The sequence below is a fragment of the Paenibacillus sp. FSL K6-1558 genome, assembly GCF_038002565.1.
GTDB classification, from domain to species: Bacteria; Bacillota; Bacilli; order Paenibacillales; family Paenibacillaceae; genus Paenibacillus; species Paenibacillus polysaccharolyticus.
In genome coordinates, this window is sequence record NZ_JBBOCV010000001.1 from 2,698,328 (window position 1) to 2,720,340 (window position 22,013).

The following is a 22,013-nucleotide window of genomic DNA, read 5'->3' on the forward strand; positions in this document are numbered from 1 at the left end:
CGAATCTTTAGTTCGTACTTGTATTTAATTTCGGTACAGACAAGGATTTATCTCCAGCAGCAGACTCGTTCGAGCTCGAACCTTCATGCTTGCTGTGAGCACTTTTACCGTCAACAACATATTTAGTTACGATTTTCTGGAACAGTCCTTCAGGGAATGCAGAATAATACGCAACATTGCTTGTTCCTGGCTTAGCCAGTGTGTCATACGTTTCTTGAGTCATTGGCTGGGATTGTTGCTTCACTTCAGCTACCCATTTATCGAATTCTTCATCCGACGTTGCATTAACATCAAAACGCATCTCTCCAAAGTGTTCACCAGTGAAGTTGGCTCCTGAACCCCAATATTGACCTTCATGGTCAGCTTGCAGGTACAAGGTCATTGCCATTCCTGACATCGTGTAAATCTGTCCACCCAGTTGCGGAATCCAGAACGAGTTCATCGGTGAATCCGCAGTGAGCTCAAATTTCACAGGCCGGTCTGCAGGAATATTCAGTGTGTTAACTGTTGCAATGCCCTGCTCAGGATAGAGGAACAACCATTTCCAATCCAGTGAAGATACCTGAATCGTAATGGGCTCTTTCTCATGTGCCAGTGGTTTGGAAGGCTCCAAATCATAGGTGTAGCGCACAGTAACGATGGCCAAAAGTCCGATGATAACAATCGGAATTGTCCACCAGATGACTTCAGCCTTTGTACTATGAGCCCAGTTTGGCTTGTACTCATTCTTGTTTTCTGGTTTGTCGCGGTAACGCCAAACGATTACAGCGGACATAATCAACACAGGGACGATGACAACAGCACACAAAAGAGTTGAAATAATAATCAAATCTTTCTGTGCGGCGCCAATAGGCCCCTTCGGATCCAGAACAACATACTGCCCGCCTGCCAGCATTGGCCAGACAATCAACGCAATTGTAACCAACGTCAGGACAACCGGAATAATAATCCGGATAAGCGACCTAGGTTTCTTGTTCATTTTGATCCCCTCTCCTTAAATATTCGCTAATACTAAAAAATCAGTATACTACTCTCTTCCTACTAAAGATATCAGAAACGAACGACTTTTTTGTTCATGTTAACAAATTTGTCGATTTTACACCCCAAATGTGTGAATTTTTTCTCACAAATCGCTTGATCGGTTGATATTTGTACATTGTAATCTTTACACTCCAGGTCACAAAATAAAACCCTTTGCAGTCCCGTTGAACGATTGTCAACGTATCCGCAAAGGGCTTTATTGACTGGATTTCCGAGGAATACTCCAGTCTTATTATGGACGATATTACGCAAGATTATAATTAATCTGCACCTTCATCTTCATGCCGTGTATGAACTAGACCAATCGATTTAGCAATGACGTAGATAAATACGCTACCTACAAGAAAGCCAATGCCGACCATTAATCCTAAATTGCGATCATTAAAATCATTCAAGTTGATCAGGCACAGTACCACTCCAGTGATGAGCGCAACCCATGCCAGAACTGTCATCGTTAAAACTGCGCGACGCATATTTTTATCTTTACGCTCTAATTGGCTGACCATTGCTGTTTTAGATGCCATAGTAAACACTTCCTTTTCCCTTTTTGTAAGTGCTTTCCTAATACCAATATACCACATCAGTATGAATTTTAGTCAAGAAATGTTCAAATTTTTTTCTCATTTTGGACACTTTATTTCTTTTAATCGTATTGACAAACTCATTATCGCCATCGCTATACTTCTTATAACCCAAAAACAATCCATTTATAACAGAAACTTAGTTAACCCTTATGAACAATTAAGAAATTTCAATTTTACTTGTGACAATAGAGATGCTTAACGATTATCTGGCTCTGTTCTTTTAATTAAACGAAGAGGAAGTTAGATTGGGAATGTTAAGATGCTGGGACGACTCGTTTTTCTAACGATCACCAGAGACGCTATTTAGGGTATATCACACCTTTTTATTTTCTAACGATCACAGGAGAGCTTATTTGAGTTGTTTGGCGCTAAAATCGGTTCAACCCCTTAATATTGGACACTAGCTAGCTTTTTCTCAGATTGACGCATCATAATGCAATGGATTTGGGCTCTATGGTTCCTTCGTTGACCAGGCGCAGGTAATCTGTCGGCGACCAGTCGTGTAGACTGCCGTGAATACGGTCTTTGTTGTAATAACGGATATAACGGTCTACCTCGGAAAAGGCTTCTTCGTAGCTTTCGAAACAATGTCGCTGGTAACACTCACGTTCCAGAACACTATGAAACGATTCAATAAAAGCATTTTTATTCGGTGTTCGAACGGGTGTCCGCTCATGCTCTAAACCTGCTTCTTCACAGAAGTTATAAAACGCTTTGCTTATAAACTGAGGGCCGTTATCGGTACGAATCACGAGCTTTGGCTCGGTCTTAGGGATACGTCGCGTTACCATAGCCTGCCGGAGCGTATGCAGGATGCTCTGCGTGTCGCAGGCTTTACCGCGATGGTGAGCGACGATTCGACGATCAAAAACATCAATAATACTTGCGAGGAAAAAGTGCCGGCGTTTCCCCGCAACATAACCGTACTTGATATCCATCTGCCACAATTGGTTAGGCCCATCTACCGTTCGGTTATTAGCTACTTTTCTCGGTACGGTATGGATTTGTTCGCGCTGAGGGAGAAGGATACTGAGAGACTTACAGAGCCGATATACTTTCTTTTTGTTAATTACCAGATTGTACTTTCGGCGTAACAACACGGTTAGTTTTCGGTAGCCAAACGCTGCATTTGGCCCTTGAATCAAACGACGAAGAAACCCGACAATCCGAGTGTCCGAAATACGATTCCCTTGCTGGTTGTAAGAGTATCCAGGGATTTTTCGTCCGCTACTTATGGGTTGCTGGCGTTCAGGGTGTTTCAAGTGATAATAATATGTTGAGCGAGGAACATCGCAGATCCGGAGCACCGTACGGACAGGATATCCTCGCTCAATCCAACCTATCGCGGTTTGTAGTCGGGATACTTTTTTTTAACGAGATCCTTAAGAATCTGGTTTTCTAATTCTTTTGCGCCAAGAAGTTTCAAAGCTTCATTGTATTTCTCCTGTAATTCTTGATAGTTGGCTACATCTTGCTGTATTTGTTGTGTTTCTTTTTGTTTTTTAGCCACCAGTTCCCCCACCTCATCTTCGTATTGACGAACCCAAGTCGTCAGCGTTTTAGGAGACATGCCGTACTTTCGTGCCACGACCTCTGTCCGGAGGCCAGAAAGCACCTCTACGACATACTCCTTTTTCGCCTCAACTGGGCATCTAAATCGTCTTTTCATGAACACTCTCCTCATTTCATTTAGTGTATCTGAGGTAGCTTTGAGTGTCCAATTGGATTAGGGGGCTTTAAAGAAATGGGCTTGTTTCTTCTGTTTTTGTTGAAATAAGCTTTGTGGAGATCGTTAGAATAAGAAAAAGACGGTCTGCCTTAGAAGTCCGACAGAACCGCCTATATAATAGTAGAAAAAATAATTTTTGTTAAAGAGACATTCGTTCAAAGTTTAATTCCGGATCTCAAGCCAATTATTTTTGATCACGTTCTGATACCAGTAAAAGCTCTCCTTAGGCGTTCTCACAAGTGAACGAAAATCAACATGCACCAAACCAAAGCGCATCCGGTAACCTTCAGCCCATTCATAATTATCCATCAGTGACCAGGCCATATACCCTTTCAGGTTGATGCCGTCATTGATGATGCGGTGGATCTGAGCCAAATGCTGTTCATAATACGAAATGCGGCGATCATCGTTAATTTTGCCGTTCTCCAAATCGTCGTTAATACATGCACCATTCTCTGTAATATACACATCCACGTTACCGTACTTTTGCAGGTAATGCATGAACTCATACAAGCCACGCGATTCTACAGGCCAGCCGATGTCTGTTTTAATTAATCCCATGTTCATTTCTTCCGACTGAAGCACACCCGCTTCGGGATTATGACGGTTAATGCCCATCGTATAGTAGTTAATGCCAAGCAAGTCAATCGGCTCTGAGATAATTTCCATATCTCCATCTTGAATCGGTACAGTTGCTCCTGCTTCTGCAAACCAGTCCACCAGAAACTGAGGATAGGAGCCTTTATAGATTGGATCAAGGAACCAGTCTGTATTCAGCGCGATAGAGCGGTCACACGCTGCCTGATCCTCAGCAGACTTACTATAAGGCTCAGCCCAGCATACATTCGGAGCGATACCGATCTGACCCGTAATGCCCATACGGCGGAAAGACTGTACAGCTTTGCCGTGTGCCACGAGCAGACCATGAGCCACATTAATAGCCGTTTGCACATCTTTATTACCCGGCGCATGAATGCCAAGCATATTGGACAGGAAGGCAATACACCATGGTTCATTGAAGGTTAACCAGAAGTTGATCTTGCCTGAAAATTCTTTGAAGATCACTTCAGCATATTTTACAAATGCATTCACCGTTCTACGGTTTCCCCAGCCTCCGTCATCCTCCAGCGTCTGTGGTAAATCCCAGTGGTACAGTGTAAGGAACGGTTCAATACCAGCATCTAACAGAGTATCTACAAAACGATGATAGAAATCCAGACCTTCACGGTTGATCTCTCCATCCCCATCTGGAATAATGCGTGGCCACGCAATAGAGAAACGATACGTGTTAATGCCAAGCTTTTTCATCAGTGCAATATCTTCTTCATAACGGTGGTAACTGTCACACGCAACATCACCATTATCACCGTTAAACACTTTACCAGGAGTACGTGCGAATGTATCCCAGATGGATACTCCACGCCCTCCCTCTTGTGCAGCCCCCTCAATCTGATAGGATGCGGTTGCGGTCCCCCAGCGGAAATCTTGCGGAAATTGAAAAATCGTCATAATTAACTCCTCCATTTCAGATGACGTACGGATCGTGCTTCCCACGTCATTCATTAGTAATAGGGTCGTTCATGTAAGGCATGATTCCATCTCGCTTATTACCTATTTTTTTCTTTTTTTTGATATAGGGAGTTAGCGAAACTAGTTTCCTAAAACGTTTTCGGAAATGCGAAAATAAAAAAGTTTTAATGGTGTAAACATGCAAAACTTAAAATTCATCCATTATGTTGACTGGAAGTGCTTACAATAAGAGGATTATATGCGATTTCAAAAATGTCGTCAATGCTTCTCGTTACAGAATTCTCAAAAGATACTACTACAGAAAAAAGCCCTCACAATGAGGGCCTTTTCCTATTACTCCAATTCGAAACTGGTATAAAGATGAACTCTTATTATTTAATGTCTTTACCCGTCCACAGGGATACACGATCTTTGATCCATTCCGTGTATTGTTTCTCCATTTCTACTGCACCGGCTTTATCCAGTTCAGCAAGGAATGCATCATAGGTTGCATCGAAGTTCGCTGGTGAAGTCAGAACAGCTTCCGGAATACGTTTGCGCACGATATCCTGTGTTTTCTGGAATTTTACACTGTAATCTGTACCGGAAGGTACGGGCATATTGTACGCTGCCCCCCACTCTTTCAGCTTCAGATCATCTTCAGCAGGATAGAAATCCTTCCACGTATTAATACCATAAGCTTTCAACGTTTCCTTCTCAGCCGCTGTGTATCCAGCCTGAATCTGCTCAGGGAAGTTGGTCGTGTAATAATTGTCCGTTGCATCCTTCACACCATCACCGTATCTGGCACTGAAAATGTTGTACATGCCAATACCTGTTTCTTTGGTGAATGCGGAGTTATCGTTTACTTTGCGATCCTGAATATCTTGTGGAACGACACGTTTGCCATCCTCTACTTTGTAATGCTCATTTTCAATGCCCCAGTTTCTCAGGACTTGACCTTCATCGGATGCCAGCCAATCCATAAACTTGATGATGCGAACCGGATCTCTGGCAGACGTCGTGATTCCGATACCGTAACCGTCAAAGCCGGTCGGCTGGAACGTGTGGTCTACGATGTCCTTGTTCAGCGAGACGGAGAAGTGAGCATACGTGCTGTCATCCTTACCTGCGGACTTGAGCGCATTCTCGGCTTCACCATAGTTCCACTCCTGATCAATCAGACCCAGAACACGGCCGCTAGCGATTTTGGACTTGTACTGGTCATCCTTTTGCACAAATGTATCTTTGTCCAAGAGACCTTCGTTGTACATTTTGTTCAACCAACGGAAGTACTCTTTCTCCTCTGGACGTTTGTAATGAAGCATCGCTTCATATGTCTCAGGATTGATGTAATACTCTCCATCATCCGGTGCACCCGTTGCCTGGAAGGCCGGATTCGTAACCGTGATCATGATTTTCCAGTCATCGGCATTCAGCGTCAGTGGAATCGTTGGCTGTCCGTCGATGGTAGGATGTTTTTCATAATAGGCACGTAGTACATTTTCATAATCTTCAAGTGTTTTTACTTCAGGGTAACCCAGTTCTTTCAATACCTTTTGCTGGATTTCGAATCCGCCTGTAGCGTCAAAAACAACGTTGTCTACCCCCATGTTGGTCGGGATGGTATAGATCGCCTGATCTTCGGTGCTGTATTTCAGACGATTCATCTGATCACCATAGATTTTTTTCAGGTTAGGAGCATGCTCCTCGATCAGATCGGTGAGGTCAATCATTGCACCTGCATCCACCAGCTTCGATAAGTTTCCTTTTGGGAAAATCATGTCTGGATAGTCGCCGCTTGCTGCCATCAGCGCAACCTTCTGGTCACCGCCATTGTTGACATCATACTCAGCCTCAATCGTAACGCCGGTTTGCTTCGTGATCTCTTTACCAACGGCATCCTGCATGTTGTTCCAGGTTGGACTTGGATCTGCGCCAAAGAACGAGATCGTAATCGGGTCGGTACCACTGGATTCGGTAGTCTCTTTGCTACCGGAGTTACCGCATCCAGCTGTAACCAACATTGCACTAGCCAACATTAACATCGCAAACGTCTTGGGTGTCTTACCTGTCATTCTGCCTTTCATTTTGCCTCTCATTTGTCTATCTCCCCTATTTATGAAGGTTTTATCTGTATAACAGGCTTGGTGCCTGTGAATACCACTTCTTATTTGAGCCAAGCTGCTTAATCTTGAAAAATATAATTAAAATTTTCCTTCAATGCATTTGTCATGCTAAAACTTATTTCACATCTTTACCTGTCCAGAGGGATACACGATCCTTGATCCAGACGGTATATTGTTTTTCCATCTCCACTGCGCCTGCTTTATCCAGTTCAGCCAGCAGCCCGTCATACACACTGTCGAATTGATCCGGTTTCGCCAAGATCGCTTCTGGAATACGTTTGCGGATGATATCCTGTGTTTTCTGGAAAGTCACGTTGTATTCGGTATCGGAAGGCACCGGCATGTTATATGCTGCACCCCAATCCTTTAGTTTCAACTTATCCTCAGATGGGAAGAAATCTTTCCATGTTGTAATGCCATACGCTTTCAACGTTTCTTTCTCAGCTGCCGTATATCCAGCCTGAATCTGTTCAGGGAAGTTCGTTGTGTAGTAGTTATCTGTGGAATCTTTCATACCGTCACCATATCTGGCACTAAAGATGTTATACATTCCGACTCCAGACTCTTTTGTGAACGCGGAGTTATCGTTAGTTTTACGATCCTGCACATCATCTGGTACGATGCGTTTTCCATTCTCTACTTTGTAGTGCTGGTTCTCAACACCCCAGTACCGGAGCACCTGGCCTTCGTCAGAAGCAAGCCAATCCATAAACTTGATGATACGAACCGGATCTTTCGCAGACGTTGTAATACCAATGCCGTAACCGTCAAAACCGGTTGGCTGGAACGTATGATCTACGATGTCTTTGTTCAGGGACACGGAGAAGTGAGCATATGTGCTCTCGCCGTTGTTTTTGGATTTGAGCGCATTCTCAGCCTCGCCATAGTTCCACTCCTGGTCGATCAGACCCAGTACGCGGCCACTGGCGATTTTGGACTTATACTGGTCATCCTTCTGAACAAACGTATCTTTATCCAAAAGACCTTCGTTGTACATTTTGTTCAGCCAGCGGAAGTATTCCTTTTCCTCTGGACGTTTGTAGTGCAGCTTTGCTTCATACGTCTCTGGATCAATATAATATTCACCATCGTCTGGTCCACCCGTTGCTTGAAAGGCCGGGTTTGTAACCGTAATCATAATCTTCCAGTCATCCGCATTCAGCGTGAGCGGAATCGTAGGCTGACCATCAATGGTTGGATGTTTCTCATAATAAGTGCGTAGCACGTTTTCATAATCTTCAAGGGTTTTCACTTCGGGATAACCCAGCTCTTTCAACACTTTCTGCTGAATCTCGAATCCGCCGGTAGCATCGAATGCGACGTTACCTACACCCATATTCGTTGGAATCGTATAAATTTTCTGATCTTCATTGCTATATTTTAGACGGTTCATCTGGTCACCATAGATTTTTTTCAGGTTAGGTGCATGTTCCTCAATCAGGTCGGTTAGATCAAGCATGGCACCTGCATCCACCAGCTTCGACAGGTTTCCTTTAGGATAGATAATATCAGGGTAATCACCACTAGCAGCCATCAGCGGAATTTTCTGGTCTCCACCGTTATTCACGTCAAACTCAGCTTCAAGCGTAACACCGGTTGCCTTCGTAATCTCTTGCCCAACAGCATCCTTCATGTTATTCCAGTTCGGACTTGCATCGGCTCCGAAGAATGTAAAGGTGATTGGCGTGGTTGTATCCCCCGTATCCACCGGTTTTTCTTCAGCTGATTTCCCTCCGCTAGTTCCGCATCCTGCTGTGATCGCAAGAGCGCTCGCTAACAAAAGCATTGCAAATGTTTTTGGTGTTCTGCCCTTCATGTATAATCCCCCTTTGGATAAAATGAAGCTGTGTATTTGTACAACAGGACACGCCTGCTCATACCATATCCGGGTGAATCAAATGCTTTCTCAGATTCAGGTGACATTAAAAGCGCTTACTTTCCCCCCGTCTGTGGGGATGAGAATCTGACCTAGCTGAGCTTTGATGAATCACACGTTCACTCAATTTAGTACTAACGTTTGAGTCTATCCAACAGCGTACAAGTTTTTGTAAGTGCTTTCACAGTTGAATCATAATATCTAAGAATTCCCTTGTCAATAGCTAATTTTAAAAACCTAAAACGGTTTCACTAAAACGTTTTCTGTATAAAACAAACCCGATATTCCGGGTTTGTTTCCATTTTTGAAACAGACAAGTCTGTACTACTCCAACACTAATCAGCGTTCCACAAACGAACGCGATTTTGAATTAAAATGGTATATTGTTTTTCCATTTTTTCTGCTCCTGCCTGGTTTAGTTCAACGATCAAGCCATCATAAATGGCATCAAATTGATCCGGCGAACTTAAAACAGCTTTGGGAATCCGTTTGCGAATGATATCCTGTGTTTTCTGGAAAATGACATTATAATCCGAGTCTCCGGGTGTAGGCATGTTATAAGCTGCTCCCCAAGGTTTAACCGGGAATTCCTCTTCCTTTGGAAACAGGTCCTTCCAAGTGGATGCACCATATGCCCGTAGGGTCTCTTTCTCCGCCTGGGTATATGAAGCCTGAATTTGCTCAGGAAAATTCGTCGTATAATAATTATCAGTCGAGTCTTTTACACCATCCCCGTAACGTCCAGACATATTTTTATATAGTCCAATGCCAGACTCTCTCTGGAAAGCAGAAGCATGGTTTGTTTTTTGATCCTGGACTTCTGCGGGAATTACACGTTTGCCATCCTTGATTTCGTAGTGCTTGCCTTGAATGCCCCAGTTCATCAAGATCTGACCCTCCTCGGAAGCCAAATAATCAAAGAACTTGATGGTACGCACCGGATCAGGGTTAGAAGTCGTTATACCAATTCCCCAGCCTGATACAAATCCCGTGTCTTGAAAAGAATGATCCTTCATGTCTTCGGACAACGTCACCGGAAAATGTGAATAGGTTGCCTCCGCTCTGCCCGCCGATTTCAATGCGTCCTCAGCGTCGGCATATCCCCAATCCTGATCGATCAGGCCCAGTACGCGTCCACTCGCAATCTTGGATTTATACTGATCTGACTTTTGTACAAAGCTTTCCTGATCCAGCAAACCTTCGTTATACATATGGTTCAACCATCGGAAGTACTCCTTTTCCTCTGGGCGCTTATAATGTAGCTTCGCTTCATAGGTAATCGGATCAATGTAGTATTCGCCGTCATCCGGCGCGCCTGTCGCCAGAAACGCAGGATTCGTAACGGTGATCATGATTCTCCAGTTGTCAGCATCCAGCGTTAACGGAATGGTCGGCTGACCATCCGTCATGGGGTGTTTTTCGCTGTAAGCTCGCAATATATTTTCATAATCCTGGAGTGTACGAACCTTGGGGTATCCCAGCTCTTTGAGCACACGATGCTGAATACCGAATCCACCGCCGGCGTCAAAATACTTCTGATCCACCGCATAATACGTCGGCAATACATAAATAGACTGATCCTCGTTGCTATATTTCAACCGATTCATGGAATTACCATATAGCTTCTTCAGGTTGGGAGCGTGTTGTTCAATCAGGTCTGTCAGGTCGAGCATCGCTCCAGCATCAACCAGCTTGCTAAGTTCCCCCTTGGGAGAAACGATATCTGGATAGTCTCGGCTTGCTGCCATTAATGAAATCCTATCCTGTCCCCCGCTAACGGCAAATTCACCGTTCAGGGTGATGCCTGTTTTAGCTGTAATGACCTTGCCCACTTCATCCTTCATGCCATTCCAGTTCGGACTCGGATCAACACTGAAAAAATCGAACGTAAGTGGAGATGGCGCTCCGCTCGTATTCGTAAGTGACGTTTTACCGCCAACGCCTCCATCACAGGCTGTAAGCACAAGTAAAGCCAGAACAGGCGCCAGTGCGACCTTCATTTTGAAACTGGACATAATGGTAATCCTCCCTATTCATACGTCTGTCTTATACGGAACTGTTCTGTTCCTCTCTATAGCTTCATGAGTATCCTCTGCCGCAGTAGCTGAAAATCAAGCCGTTACGGCAGCAGTTCGGATATCCCGAGCTTCTTGTATAAGTACTTTATTATAGGTGTACAATCCATTATTAAGCCAGTCTTTACATCGGATCACAGGTCTATGCTTTTACCGCTCCAAGCGTCATTCCGCCAACAAAATACTTTTGCAGGAATGGATACACAATCAAAATTGGAACGGTAACGACGATTGTAATCGCCATTTTGATCGACTCTGGAGAGATTTGCGTCATTTGCTGTGCCATATCATTCGCATTTCTTCCGGCTCCCGAACCTTGTTGTGTACTTTGCAGTACTTTCATCAACTCGTATTGCAACGTCGTCAGATGTGCTTTTGAGCCGTTATACAGATACGTATCGAACCACGCATTCCACTGACCTACTGCCAGAAACAAAGCAATCGTTGCGAGTACCGGCTTACACAGCGGTAGAATGATCCGGTAATAGATTTTGAAATCATTCGCGCCGTCCAGCTTCGCTGATTCCTGCAAGGCATAGGGCAACCCGTCAATGAATGAACGGATGATAAATACGTTCCAGGCACTGATCATACCAGGCAATACGTATACCCAGAATGTACCGATCAGGTTCAGATCACGCATCAGGATATATACCGGAATCAGACCACCCGAGAAATACATCGTCAGCGCCAGTGTTGTAGATACAAATTTCCGAAGACCGAAGTCAGGTCTGCTTAGCGTAAAGGCGATCATGGATGAACTGATCAGTCCAAGCAGTGTACCTACAAGCGTACGCATAATGGAGATTTTCAAGCCCTGGAGCAGACCTTCATACTGGAAGATCGTCTGATAGTTCTGTAATGTAAATTCACGAGGCCATAAGTAAATTCCGCCGCGTACTGTATCTGCTGAGTTGTTCAGTGAGATCGCCAGTACGTTAAGAAATGGATAGAGTGTTACAATCAGCACCATGGTCATCGCGAGGATATTAAATATATCGAACACTTTATCGCCCCGTGTGGCATTGAATGTTTTGTTCGCCATAATGTCTCCCCCTCCCTACATGATGCTTTCTTTGGTGAATTTTTTGAACAAACCGTTGGCCGTAAACAACAGAATGATACTGACAACAGAGTTGAAGATACCTATCGCTGTACCGTACGAGAATCGGCCCATATTCAAACCGTAATTGAGTGCATAGAGATCAAGGACTTCGGAGTAATCCAGGACCAGACTGTTCTGTAGCAAAAATTGTTTCTCAAAACCGATGCTGATCAGATGTCCGATGGACATGATGAACAATACAGAAATCGTCGTCCGGATACCTGGCAGTGTGATATGCCACATCTGTCTAAAACGGTTTGCACCGTCTACACGGGATGCTTCATACAGTTCTTGGTCAATACCAGTGATGGCCGCCAGATAGATGATCGCATTCCAGCCCGTTTCCTTCCACATATCTGAAGCGGTTACAATGTACCAGAACAGATTTCCCTTGGCCATAAACTGAATCGGCTGATCAATAATATTGAGACCGATGAGCAGGTCATTGATAATGCCTCCATCCGTGGACAGCATCTTGGTAATAATCCCCGCAACAACGACCCAGGATACAAAGTGAGGCAGGTACGATACGGTCTGTACAGCCCGTTTGAAGAACATGCCTTTCATTTCGTTCAGGAGGATCGCGAAGAAAATCGGCACGATAAAACCGACAACCAGTCCCATCAAACTCATCGCAAGTGTATTTCGAAGCACCAGATAGAACCTGTCATCACTGAACAATTCTACAAAGTGTTTAAAACCAACCCAGTCCTGTTCACCAAACGACCTGGCTGGTTTATAGTTTTGAAAAGCCATCGTCCATCCCCACAGCGGAAGATAGTTAAATACAAATACCCAAGCGACGAATGGCAATGACATAAGATAAAGATACTTCTGCTGTTTCATTCTGTCCCAAACTCCGTTACGCCTTGGCTTCAATGGCGGCTGGGAGTCACTGCCTCTTTTCGCGGAAGCGGATTTCTTTGTTAGCGTTTCCATCTCCGTTCCCCCTCCTCTGTTTTTATAAAATAATCATAATCGATAGAGCGTTTTCAAAATACCATCTGGATTTTAGAGAAAATCATATAAAAATTAGATATCCCCCTCTAGAATCAGACATTTATCCGTTAAAATTAGAGATATTAAATACTTATTAGTGTCACAAAATCTATATGAAGTAAAAAATAACTTTTTTAACTAAAATACGAAAACGTTTTTCGGAAATCGTTTACTTTACATTTTATACATCAAAAAAGAGACCTGGTTAGGTCCCTTTAGTGTCTTGATTCGTGTCTTATCACAATGTGAATTGAATAGGTTGAAGTTTGAATACTCCTAGCAACTCGGCGGCTGTAACGGAGCTTTCCGGATGAAACTGCTCTCCGCGGGCATAAGACAACATCTCTTGAAAAAGAAACGCAGCTTCCGGACGCTTCATCAAGGCGCTGTCGGTAAAAGGAAAAGAGGATACCAGGATACGCCCCTTCCCTGCTCTAGCCTCAAAAGCATAAGCGAGCCGTTTCGCCCGGTGAAAATGATCTACCACCTCGATCAGCGGTGTAGCCCCCTGCATGGTATCCAGGCATATGGCCGGCGTATCATTCACAAGATGATACCAATGCCAGTCCGAAGCTCCATCCTGCGGAAAAGCTCCGAGAAGAGCTGTTTCTTTCTCCATATACATACCCATCGTAGCCCCCGGCTGGGTGGCAAACATGAGATAATTCCAGAACACCGGCAGGTACTTCGTTTCCACTGGATCATACAGATCCGTTGCACCCGGCATAAGCCAAACTCTTCCACCATTCAAGAGAAGATCCAGTACATTGGAGGTTAAGGACTTCACGATCAACAGGTCATGCTGATTTTCCTTTAACCATCGGAAGCCATTCACATGATCTACAGCATCATGATAAGAATCAGCGAGTAGGGGCTGTAGTTCTTTTACCGTATTCCAGATGCGTTTCATCTCTCCATAACGTTCGTTTTGCATCTTCATCTGTGGGAAAGACCAACCATGCCACTGATTCCGGGCTATCGTAACGGTTGCTAAACGATGGGAAGAGTACACGGTGGATTGCAGCGGATCATTCACATGGTCGCAACGTAGCTCAGCCTCCACTCGAAACGCAACTACACCTTCGGCCTGAGAGTTAACCATTATACTCCCGAGAGATGTTACTACACCGCACGGCATATCTCCGCAGCTCCATTCTCCTTCAGCCAGCATCCGTTCGTCCGTAACCGTAACCATTCTCCAGTGAATGGAAGCATTTTTTAACACCCTTTTGCCAAAGTGGGATACACGCACTTCGATTTCAATCGGTTCTCCAGCATAGTATGTCCGCTCTCTGGAGCCAAGAAGGATGACTACCTCAGCATTGAATTGTTTTACTTCTTTCGGTGTGGTTATCCCTTTATCTTCCCAAAAGACATCCAGAAAACCCGTGGTGGCGTGTCCCTGTCCCGGGAAATCACGGATATCCAGCAGCTGGATGCCCGCAGCATCTGGCGTACGTCTTACTCGCTCCATTGCTTCTTTAAGAGATCGCATCAGATGTATACCCGTTGCCTGCTGGTATTGTTCCAGCTTTGCCATCATGCCTTTACGTGTAAGCGACTCTTCGACAGGTTCTAACCATGTAGGACGAAGGACACCTGTATACTTCTCTCGTTCCTGCGGACGTACATACATCGTAAATTGCGCATGTTCATGCCCGATCACCGGATGTGATGCAAGCCGTGTAACCGCATGATAATCCAGCGTAGTATCGGGTACCGCCGCCAATACAGATTCCAGCGGGGGATGCCAGTTGAATGATTGAATGAAATAATCGGTCTCTCTACCTTGAGCTGGAAGGTGTCCAAAGCCTGTGTTATCTGTATATAGCCTCGACGGATCTGTATCTCTCGCTCTTGAAATAAGCGCATTCAGTTCTGGATGCCCGTTAGCGCCAATTAACTCATTGCCGAGCGAGAACAGGACAAACGAAGGATGACGATGCAATGCTTCCAGCAACCGATCCAGCTCCTGTGTCAGATACGTCCGTATTTCAACTGGAGCAGGCATATCCCGTTGTTCAAAAAAACGTGACCAATGGGGAAGCTCTGCCTGTACAAGCATGCCCTCTTCATCGGCAGCTTCCCAGAATGGTTCCGGTGGACTCCACCCGTGTAAACGAACATGGTTGAAGCCATATGACTTGGCTATGCGAAATTGTTTCACATAGTACTGTGCATCCCAAACGGGATATCCCATAAGTGGAAAGATACAACAGTCCACATACCCGCGCAAAAACACTGGTGTTCCGTTCAGGACAAGTTGTTTTCCACTGGATGCAAAAGAACGCATGCCAAACCGCTGCTCCACCTGGTCAAGCTTCTGTTCGTCTGCCTGCAATTGAACTACCGCCCGATATAAGAGGGGATTCTCATCGCTCCACATGGCAATCGCATTCTCGGAGTCCAATGCAATCTGGCATACCCCCGTAACCCAGCCCTTCTCAACACTGCTATTCAAGGAATCATCATCACTTCCAGTGTTTGCACTGTTCCCAGTACAATTGATATCCAAACACTCGCGCTTTAGCCATGAGCCATCCGGATGCTGGATATCGATTAGAAGCTGCAACGGTGCGACTGAGTCTGCAGCTGGATTAATAACCGTGTACCGAACTGCTATCTTTCCGTTAGCAGGATCAGGTTCAATACGCACCGTATGTACCCGCTGCATGGGTTGCCTCTCCAAATAGGCTCCTCCTGTAATACCTCCCCAAGCCGTAGCGGTATGCAAAGAATGAATATGGCTGCCTGCCAGTGGAAGCTTCATCGTGTTATCCACCCAAATCTCTACACGGTTCATCTCGCCAGGCTTCACCCAAGGGGTCACATCCCACGTCTGATCCGTCAGCAGACTATCCCTTTCTCCCGCTTCGTTCCCATTAAACCACAGCCTTGATGTCCAACGTACACCTTTCAGTCTGAATACATAGTGTCCGTTCTGTGGATCAGAGGGAATATAGATGTCCTGCGCATACCATGCTGCCCCCTCATACTCTCGGATTTTTGTCCACGTGTCGATTCTGGTGTACTCCGGCGCTTCCCCGTATCCTTGCTCTTCCCATGACCCCGGAACTTGAATCGTATTCCATAAGACATCATCCCGGTGCGGGGGAATGCATGTCCCAGCATTCTCTCCCTCTCTTCGTTCTCCACTCAGTTCAGTTAATTGAAAATGCCATGTTCCGTTCAAATTGATCGTGTGACGTACAGTTGTTAAATCAGTACGATTCATATCCTGCAGCCATCCCTTCATCTGGACTCTTGTACTTTGTACAATCAGTCTACGGTGTACAGCTTGGACATACCATTGCTTATTCGGGGAAGTACATGGACTATATTATGAAGAACTCCCGCACCACCGCCGGTTATTCATCTTCATTGTCATGGTGATTCGTTTCTCTCGTGTGATTGGGATCTGGATTGTTTATACGCCGAAGGAGATTCTCCTACGTATTTTTTGAATTTACCGTGAAAATAGTCCACATTGGCATAACCGACTCTTGAAGCCACCTGATGCACCTTTAATCCTTCGTCAAGCAAGGCTTTCGCTTTCTCGATTCGAACTTTATCCAGAAAGGCGTTAAAAGATTCGCCCGTGTGGTTCTTGAACAATTTCCCCAGATAACTGCTGTTGTAGTTAAACACCTCGGCCAGAACCTCCAGCTTCAGATTCTCACCGGGATTACGCTGAATGAACTCAATCATCTGTTTCATCACGGTATCTGTACTGCCTCCGCCCATACGCTGAATCAGACGATGCAAATGTTCCGCTGCCATCGCTTTAAGATCAGCCATCGTGAACTGATGATATACCTCATTAATCAGCACAGAGTGATCCTGCATAATGGTTTGCATGTGCTGATTCGCTGCAGCAAGTTTATTGAACGCGAGCGAGAACACCTGCGAAAATGCCGTTTTGATTGCTTGCTCCGTCCAATGATACGGAATCAGTCGCTCCTCCATCTCTCCAAGCACACGCATAACAGATTCACTGCTGCGAATGTCCAAGGCATAATACAGCTTGTCCGCCAGCTCAACTTCATCAGGCTCTTGAATGCCGTCTGCCTGGGCTCCCATACCGTTACTCTCCGCACTTGAAGGAGACAGTCGCCCTTCATCCCAGCGTTTGATCCGTTGCTCTGTGAACAGGAACCGTTCTGCCATAAGGCTACTCGCCTGTGTGTATGATCTGGCAATCTCGGTAGTAGACTGTACCGGTTCTCCAGCGGTAGCGTACATGTGAATGTTCCACTCTGCGAGTAATGTTTGCAATTCATCATATAGATTCTGTGATGAGGTATTCTGAGTAACCGCTTCTTTGATCAATAACCCCAAGCCGGAATGATATGAAAATACGATACCTTTATCCTTCTGGTCGAATGCTTCAATCAGTTTGCGTTTCATCTCATTGCCCCGTTGCAGGTCTAGCGTTGCATGAATCTCCAGCAAAATCACTTGATACTGTGGCCAGTGCAGTCCAAGACTGTCCTCTTCCTTGCTCCCCTTACCTTGTAAAGAGTCATATAACAATGCTTCAATCTGATGTTCTCTGTATGCCGTATCTTCGCCAGCGTAGCGGGCCTGCGTTTCCTGTTCCTGATGAAGCTGTTCCGCAATTCGTTCCAGTTCAGCGATGATCTCTTCTTCGTCAACAGGCTTCAGCAGATAACCATCCACGCCGAAGCTGATTGCTTTCTTGGCATAATCAAAGTCAGCATAACCGCTCAAAATCAAAAAATGTGCGTCAGGTTCATGCTGGCGGATCTCTTCGATGACTTCCAGGCCAGTCATGCCTGGCATCCGTATATCAATAATGGTCAGGTCCGGCTTGATTTCGTTGAAACAGGCGATGGCCTCGCGCCCGCTTCCGGCTGTAGCCATGACCTGGAAGCTGTATTTTTCCCAATCGATAATCGTGGTCAATCCCTCGCGAATGCTTGGTTCATCGTCTACCAACAATACTTTATACATGCTGGTTCCCTCCTGCTGGCAAGGTGAAAGAAACCTCTGTTCCTTCCCCGTACACACTGTTAATCTGTAACCCGGCATTTTCCCCATACGTCAAAGTCAAACGCTGATGCACATTTCGCATGCCAATCCGGCTCTTCTCCTCTTCTTCAGGACCGCTGACAAACTGCATCACTTCTGCAAGTCGTTCCGGCGTGATGCCCGCTCCATCATCTTTCACTTGTACTGTGACCATACGATCCACCATACAAATCAGAATATGCACCCGCACGGTTCCTTCTTTGTTCTCTAGTCCATGCACAATAGCGTTTTCTACAATCGGCTGAATAATCAAAGGCGGGATATACATCCTCTCCACCTCAGGGTCCAGATGAATCTCAAAGGCTAACCTGTCCCCATACCGAAACTTTTGAATCTCCAGATAGGAACGCACCATTTCCAGTTCTGCCCGAAACGTTGTTTTGCCGCTGCCAATCTCCAGGCTTTTCCGCATCAGCTTGCCAAGCAACCTGACAATATTCGCAATCTCTGCTTCTCCCTTGATGTGAGCCTTCATGCGAATCGATTCAAGTGCGTTAAACAAAAAATGAGGATTAATCTGGCTGGCCATCATTTTCAGTTTAATCTCTTTTTGGGCGATTTCCAATTGGTTGTTCTGCTCTGTTGTCTCGACCACCTGAGTCATCAGTTCGTTAATACTTTTCACCATGTAGTTGAACTGACGTGATAATTGCCCGATCTCATCGTTCCCGTCAATACGCGAAGTGACGTTCAAGTCTCCAAGAGCCAGCTTGTTCAGATGTTTACTGAGGCGTAGTAGCCGGTTCGAAGTGAGGAATGAAATAATGTACACTAGCAACAGCGCAATCACCAGCACCATGGTAATAAAAATCATGCCGATCTGGCTAATCTGGTTGGCATCTTTCACGATATTTTTGGTCGCAAACACCGAGATAACCTTCAGTTTGTTAAAGCTTGATCCTGGCCCCAATTCATCAATGACAATATTCGAGGGCTCCCCCTGAAAATCAGCTTCAATGGTACCCTTAGGTTGACTCTGGAGGTCTACGCCAAAATCAAGCTGACCCAGCGTTTTCCCGACCAGGTCGGTATTTTTCGCTGCAACAACGTAACCCTGCTCATCGGTAATCAATGTCTCAAACTGCTCTTGGCGCAACAAACCGTTAAGTTCTTCCTGATTGATTACGATCATCAGCACACCTTCGGTCTTATATTCGGCAAAAGGAACCTTCCGTACCAGACTGAGCCGGTGAACCGGATTGTCTTCGTTGCCAGGGATATAAAACCAGCCGATGCTCGTTGTTTTCAGCGCTTCCTTGTACCAGTAACTCTGCTTGGTTCGCTCATTGACCGGAATAAATTCCAGATTGTTGATCAACGTCGGGTTCGTCGAATAAAAACGTATACCTGCAATTTCCCGATATAACCGCCTGTATTCTTGAAAATCTTTATATGCGAGGTAAGCCGAGGTCAGCTCCACCACACTTGTATACTGTCGATTCACGATCTCCTTGAGATCGGTGTTAAACATGAGCAAGTTGGATATGTCTGTAGGTACGCGCAGCATCGTTGCCGTCTGGCTTTTAATTTTATCCACATTGATGATCGTTTGCCCAATGGCATTATCCAGTGCTTGCTGACGAAAATAACTGGTCACTGCGAGACCAATAATCAGGACGGGAACCATGACAACAAGCACGTAGGAAATGAGCAATTTATGCTTTAATTTGAGATCATTTGTAATACGAATCAGCCGTTTTAACATATCCGCACCTTCCGTCATCTTGTATAAGCGCTTACAACTTGCGATCATCCGAAGCAGGTCACTCTCACCTGCGCATCCATCATACCACATAACTGCAGCCTTCGATTTGACATTAAAGTGGAGATATGGACTTGAGTTGTTATGGATACATCGATGGGATTCAATAAAATATGACTATGCTAAAAAGACACTTCCGCGATTGGAAGTGCCTTTTCATTCAAACTAACATTAGATTTATCATTAGATCTGAAGTTGTTCTTGACCTTAAGTTAAAGTGAAAGTAAAGCTTTTTATGGACGAGGTGTGCTCACGCCATTGAGGATCAGCTTCGGATGGATATCTGCGCTCAGTGATGCGGAAACGGCGCAGTATTTCTCTTCAGCCATCTGGATGGCTTTCCAGATCCGGTAATCCGGGATATCTCCGTCCACTTTGAAGATCAGGTCAATGGACGTAAAACCTTTGGGCATATCCTCGCTCCGTGTGCCTTGTGCTTCAATCTCAATCGAATCGATCTTGTCCAGAAAAGCATCCAGAATCATCGTGATGTCGATTCCCATACAACCACCAAGTCCAGCGAGTAACAATTCCATCGGCGTAGCGCCTTGGTTATCACCGCCATATGCCGCTGTGGCATCCATGCCTACAGCATACCCAGACGGTCCTTCGGAGGTAAACGCGCGTTTTCCCTTCCATACTGTTGTTACGTTCATGATGTCTTCCTTCTTTCTACAATTAGTTTACACATACACTCCGATGACAGAATAACCTTCCCATCGCTGGGTGGTTTAAAATTCGGTAATCTGCCGCAGGAACTGGCGTGTACGCTCTTGCTCCGGATGTTCGAAAAAGGCTTCAGGGCTAGCTGTCTCCACAATGGAGCCGTCTGCCATAAAGACAATTTTGTTCGCCACGTTCCGGGCAAATTTCAACTCGTGTGTCACGACCAGCATCGTCATGCCTTCCTGCGCCAGCTCTTTCATCACCGACAGCACCTCTCCAACCAGTTCGGGGTCGAGGGCCGAGGTCGGTTCGTCAAACAGCATCACTTCCGGCTCCATCGCCAGTGCCCGTGCAATGGCTACGCGTTGCTGTTGTCCACCGGATAAACGGGAAGGATAAGCATCCTGCTTATCCGACAGCCCTACACGATCCAGCAAAAGCCGGCCGCGCTCGGCGGCTTCGTCCCGCTTTATTTTTTTCACCGTCACAAGACCTTCCATAACATTACCAAGCACCGTCTTGTGCGGATACAGGTTAAACTGCTGGAACACCATACCCGTCTGGCGACGAATCTCCAGCACCCGGGCACGTTGCACACGCAGCGGATCTGCGCTGTTTACCACAATGCCGTTCACTTCGATCTGTCCGCCGGACAACTGTTCCAGTCCATTGAGACAGCGTAGCAGTGTACTTTTGCCTGAGCCACTGGGACCCAGCAGGACAACAATATCCTTGGCATCTACATGCATATCGATATTGGTGAGCACTTCATGATTTTGAAAACGTTTGGTTAATCCAGTTGTAGTAATCACCCGGTTCTCTCCCCCTTTAGTAAGCCCGGGCCAGCCGGCGCTCCACTTGTTCCAGAATGGCCGAGAAACCGATGCTCATAATCCAATAAATCACGCCGATTGCCAGATAAAATGGCATGTTGAGCGCATACTGCGAAACCAGAAGCTGCGCAGACCGCAACAGCTCGGTAACGCCAATTGCAGCAACAAGCGATGTTTCCTTGAGCATTCCGATAAAGGTATTCCCCATCGGTGGAATGGCAATGCGCACAGCCTGCGGGAAAATGATCCGTCTCATCGCCTGTGCTGGAGTCATACCGGTAGCGTATGCCGCTTCCGTTTGCCCTTTCGGTACAGCTTGAATCGCACCGCGGAACGTTTCTGACAGGAAAGCCCCCGCGTTCAGACTGAGACCAAGACAAGCGGCCGTTAGTGACCCGAGAGTTACGCCGTAGTCCACAAGCCCGTAATAGATAACGAATAATTGCACCAGCAGCGGGGTTCCCCGCATGATGGATACATAAAATCTGGCGATCAATCTTAGCCACATCGGTCCTTTAAGCCTGGCAATGGCTACAAGCACCCCGATAATAAAGGCAAAAAACATAGAGATCACCGTAACATAAAGCGTATAATAAGCCCCCTTCAAAAAGAAGGGGATATTTTCGAATATCAGTTCCATGGATCAAACTTCC

Annotated in this window: 16 protein-coding genes; all 16 read right to left on the minus strand. The window is 45.6% G+C overall.

Features of this window, described 5'->3' with window-relative positions; genetic code table 11:
- Positions 1-7: 7 nt before the first annotated feature.
- Positions 8-979, minus strand: a complete 972-nt coding sequence (gene cyoA, locus MHI38_RS11735) for a ubiquinol oxidase subunit II (protein ID WP_154891743.1) — start codon at positions 977-979, stop codon at positions 8-10.
- Positions 980-1,301: 322 nt separating this feature from the next.
- Complete coding sequence (locus tag MHI38_RS11740) at positions 1,302-1,565, minus strand: hypothetical protein (RefSeq protein WP_090924956.1); 264 nt, start codon at positions 1,563-1,565, stop codon at positions 1,302-1,304.
- Between the two features lie 488 nt (positions 1,566-2,053).
- The gene (locus tag MHI38_RS11745; protein ID WP_341181917.1) at positions 2,054-2,968 is read right to left on the minus strand and encodes an IS3 family transposase; all 915 of its coding nucleotides are present in this window, start codon (positions 2,966-2,968) and stop codon (positions 2,054-2,056) included.
- Positions 2,965-3,294, minus strand: a complete 330-nt coding sequence (locus tag MHI38_RS11750) for a transposase (protein WP_308723560.1) — start codon at positions 3,292-3,294, stop codon at positions 2,965-2,967. Before MHI38_RS11750 ends, MHI38_RS11745 begins: the two co-directional genes overlap by 4 nt.
- Before the next feature lie 222 nt (positions 3,295-3,516).
- Positions 3,517-4,863 (minus strand): GH1 family beta-glucosidase, encoded by a 1,347-nt coding sequence (locus MHI38_RS11755; protein WP_154891744.1) that lies wholly within the window; start codon positions 4,861-4,863, stop codon positions 3,517-3,519.
- Positions 4,864-5,255: 392 nt separating this feature from the next.
- On the minus strand, positions 5,256-6,941 hold the full coding sequence (locus MHI38_RS11760) for an extracellular solute-binding protein (RefSeq protein ID WP_154891769.1): 1,686 nt from the start codon (positions 6,939-6,941) through the stop codon (positions 5,256-5,258).
- Between the two features lie 166 nt (positions 6,942-7,107).
- On the minus strand, positions 7,108-8,808 hold the full coding sequence (locus MHI38_RS11765) for an ABC transporter substrate-binding protein (RefSeq protein ID WP_154891745.1): 1,701 nt from the start codon (positions 8,806-8,808) through the stop codon (positions 7,108-7,110).
- Between the two features lie 395 nt (positions 8,809-9,203).
- A complete protein-coding gene (locus tag MHI38_RS11770; RefSeq protein ID WP_341181271.1) occupies positions 9,204-10,883 on the minus strand; it encodes an ABC transporter substrate-binding protein in 1,680 nt (559 codons plus the stop codon).
- Between the two features lie 202 nt (positions 10,884-11,085).
- Entirely contained in the window at positions 11,086-11,988 is a 903-nt protein-coding gene (locus MHI38_RS11775) for a carbohydrate ABC transporter permease (RefSeq protein WP_090924952.1), read from the minus strand.
- Between the two features lie 15 nt (positions 11,989-12,003).
- Complete coding sequence (locus MHI38_RS11780) at positions 12,004-12,987, minus strand: ABC transporter permease (protein ID WP_145334795.1); 984 nt, start codon at positions 12,985-12,987, stop codon at positions 12,004-12,006.
- A gap of 298 nt (positions 12,988-13,285) precedes the next feature.
- Positions 13,286-16,282 (minus strand): sugar-binding domain-containing protein, encoded by a 2,997-nt coding sequence (locus tag MHI38_RS11785; RefSeq protein WP_186809835.1) that lies wholly within the window; start codon positions 16,280-16,282, stop codon positions 13,286-13,288.
- A 149-nt stretch (positions 16,283-16,431) separates the two neighbouring features.
- Positions 16,432-18,021: a response regulator transcription factor gene (locus MHI38_RS11790; RefSeq protein ID WP_186809836.1), complete on the minus strand. Its 1,590-nt coding sequence runs from the start codon at positions 18,019-18,021 to the stop codon at positions 16,432-16,434.
- On the minus strand, positions 18,014-19,804 hold the full coding sequence (locus tag MHI38_RS11795) for a cache domain-containing sensor histidine kinase (protein WP_154891770.1): 1,791 nt from the start codon (positions 19,802-19,804) through the stop codon (positions 18,014-18,016). The genes MHI38_RS11790 and MHI38_RS11795 overlap by 8 nt, the downstream gene beginning before the upstream one ends.
- A 290-nt stretch (positions 19,805-20,094) precedes the next feature.
- Positions 20,095-20,517 (minus strand): OsmC family protein, encoded by a 423-nt coding sequence (locus tag MHI38_RS11800; protein WP_154891749.1) that lies wholly within the window; start codon positions 20,515-20,517, stop codon positions 20,095-20,097.
- A gap of 75 nt (positions 20,518-20,592) precedes the next feature.
- Positions 20,593-21,339, minus strand: coding sequence for an amino acid ABC transporter ATP-binding protein (locus MHI38_RS11805; protein ID WP_145405987.1), 747 nt, complete (start codon positions 21,337-21,339; stop codon positions 20,593-20,595).
- Positions 21,340-21,355: 16 nt separating this feature from the next.
- On the minus strand, positions 21,356-22,000 hold the full coding sequence (locus tag MHI38_RS11810) for an amino acid ABC transporter permease (RefSeq protein WP_123065900.1): 645 nt from the start codon (positions 21,998-22,000) through the stop codon (positions 21,356-21,358).
- Positions 22,001-22,013 lie beyond the last annotated feature (13 nt).

Bases quoted from the DNA above. Each gene is read 5' to 3' on its own strand.
- cyoA (WP_154891743.1), bottom strand. From the start codon at position 979: ATGAACAAGAAACCTAGGTCGCTTATCCGGATTATTATTCCGGTTGTC.
- MHI38_RS11740 (WP_090924956.1), bottom strand. From the start codon at position 1,565: ATGGCATCTAAAACAGCAATGGTCAGCCAATTAGAGCGTAAAGATAAA.
- MHI38_RS11750 (WP_308723560.1), bottom strand. From the start codon at position 3,294: ATGAAAAGACGATTTAGATGCCCAGTTGAGGCGAAAAAGGAGTATGTC.
- MHI38_RS11755 (WP_154891744.1), bottom strand. From the start codon at position 4,863: ATGACGATTTTTCAATTTCCGCAAGATTTCCGCTGGGGGACCGCAACC.
- MHI38_RS11760 (WP_154891769.1), bottom strand. From the start codon at position 6,941: ATGACAGGTAAGACACCCAAGACGTTTGCGATGTTAATGTTGGCTAGT.
- MHI38_RS11765 (WP_154891745.1), bottom strand. From the start codon at position 8,808: ATGAAGGGCAGAACACCAAAAACATTTGCAATGCTTTTGTTAGCGAGC.
- MHI38_RS11770 (WP_341181271.1), bottom strand. From the start codon at position 10,883: ATGTCCAGTTTCAAAATGAAGGTCGCACTGGCGCCTGTTCTGGCTTTA.
- MHI38_RS11775 (WP_090924952.1), bottom strand. From the start codon at position 11,988: ATGGCGAACAAAACATTCAATGCCACACGGGGCGATAAAGTGTTCGAT.
- MHI38_RS11780 (WP_145334795.1), bottom strand. From the start codon at position 12,987: ATGGAAACGCTAACAAAGAAATCCGCTTCCGCGAAAAGAGGCAGTGAC.
- MHI38_RS11785 (WP_186809835.1), bottom strand. From the start codon at position 16,282: ATGAATCGTACTGATTTAACAACTGTACGTCACACGATCAATTTGAAC.
- MHI38_RS11790 (WP_186809836.1), bottom strand. From the start codon at position 18,021: ATGTATAAAGTATTGTTGGTAGACGATGAACCAAGCATTCGCGAGGGA.
- MHI38_RS11795 (WP_154891770.1), bottom strand. From the start codon at position 19,804: ATGTTAAAACGGCTGATTCGTATTACAAATGATCTCAAATTAAAGCAT.
- MHI38_RS11800 (WP_154891749.1), bottom strand. From the start codon at position 20,517: ATGAACGTAACAACAGTATGGAAGGGAAAACGCGCGTTTACCTCCGAA.
- MHI38_RS11810 (WP_123065900.1), bottom strand. From the start codon at position 22,000: ATGGAACTGATATTCGAAAATATCCCCTTCTTTTTGAAGGGGGCTTAT.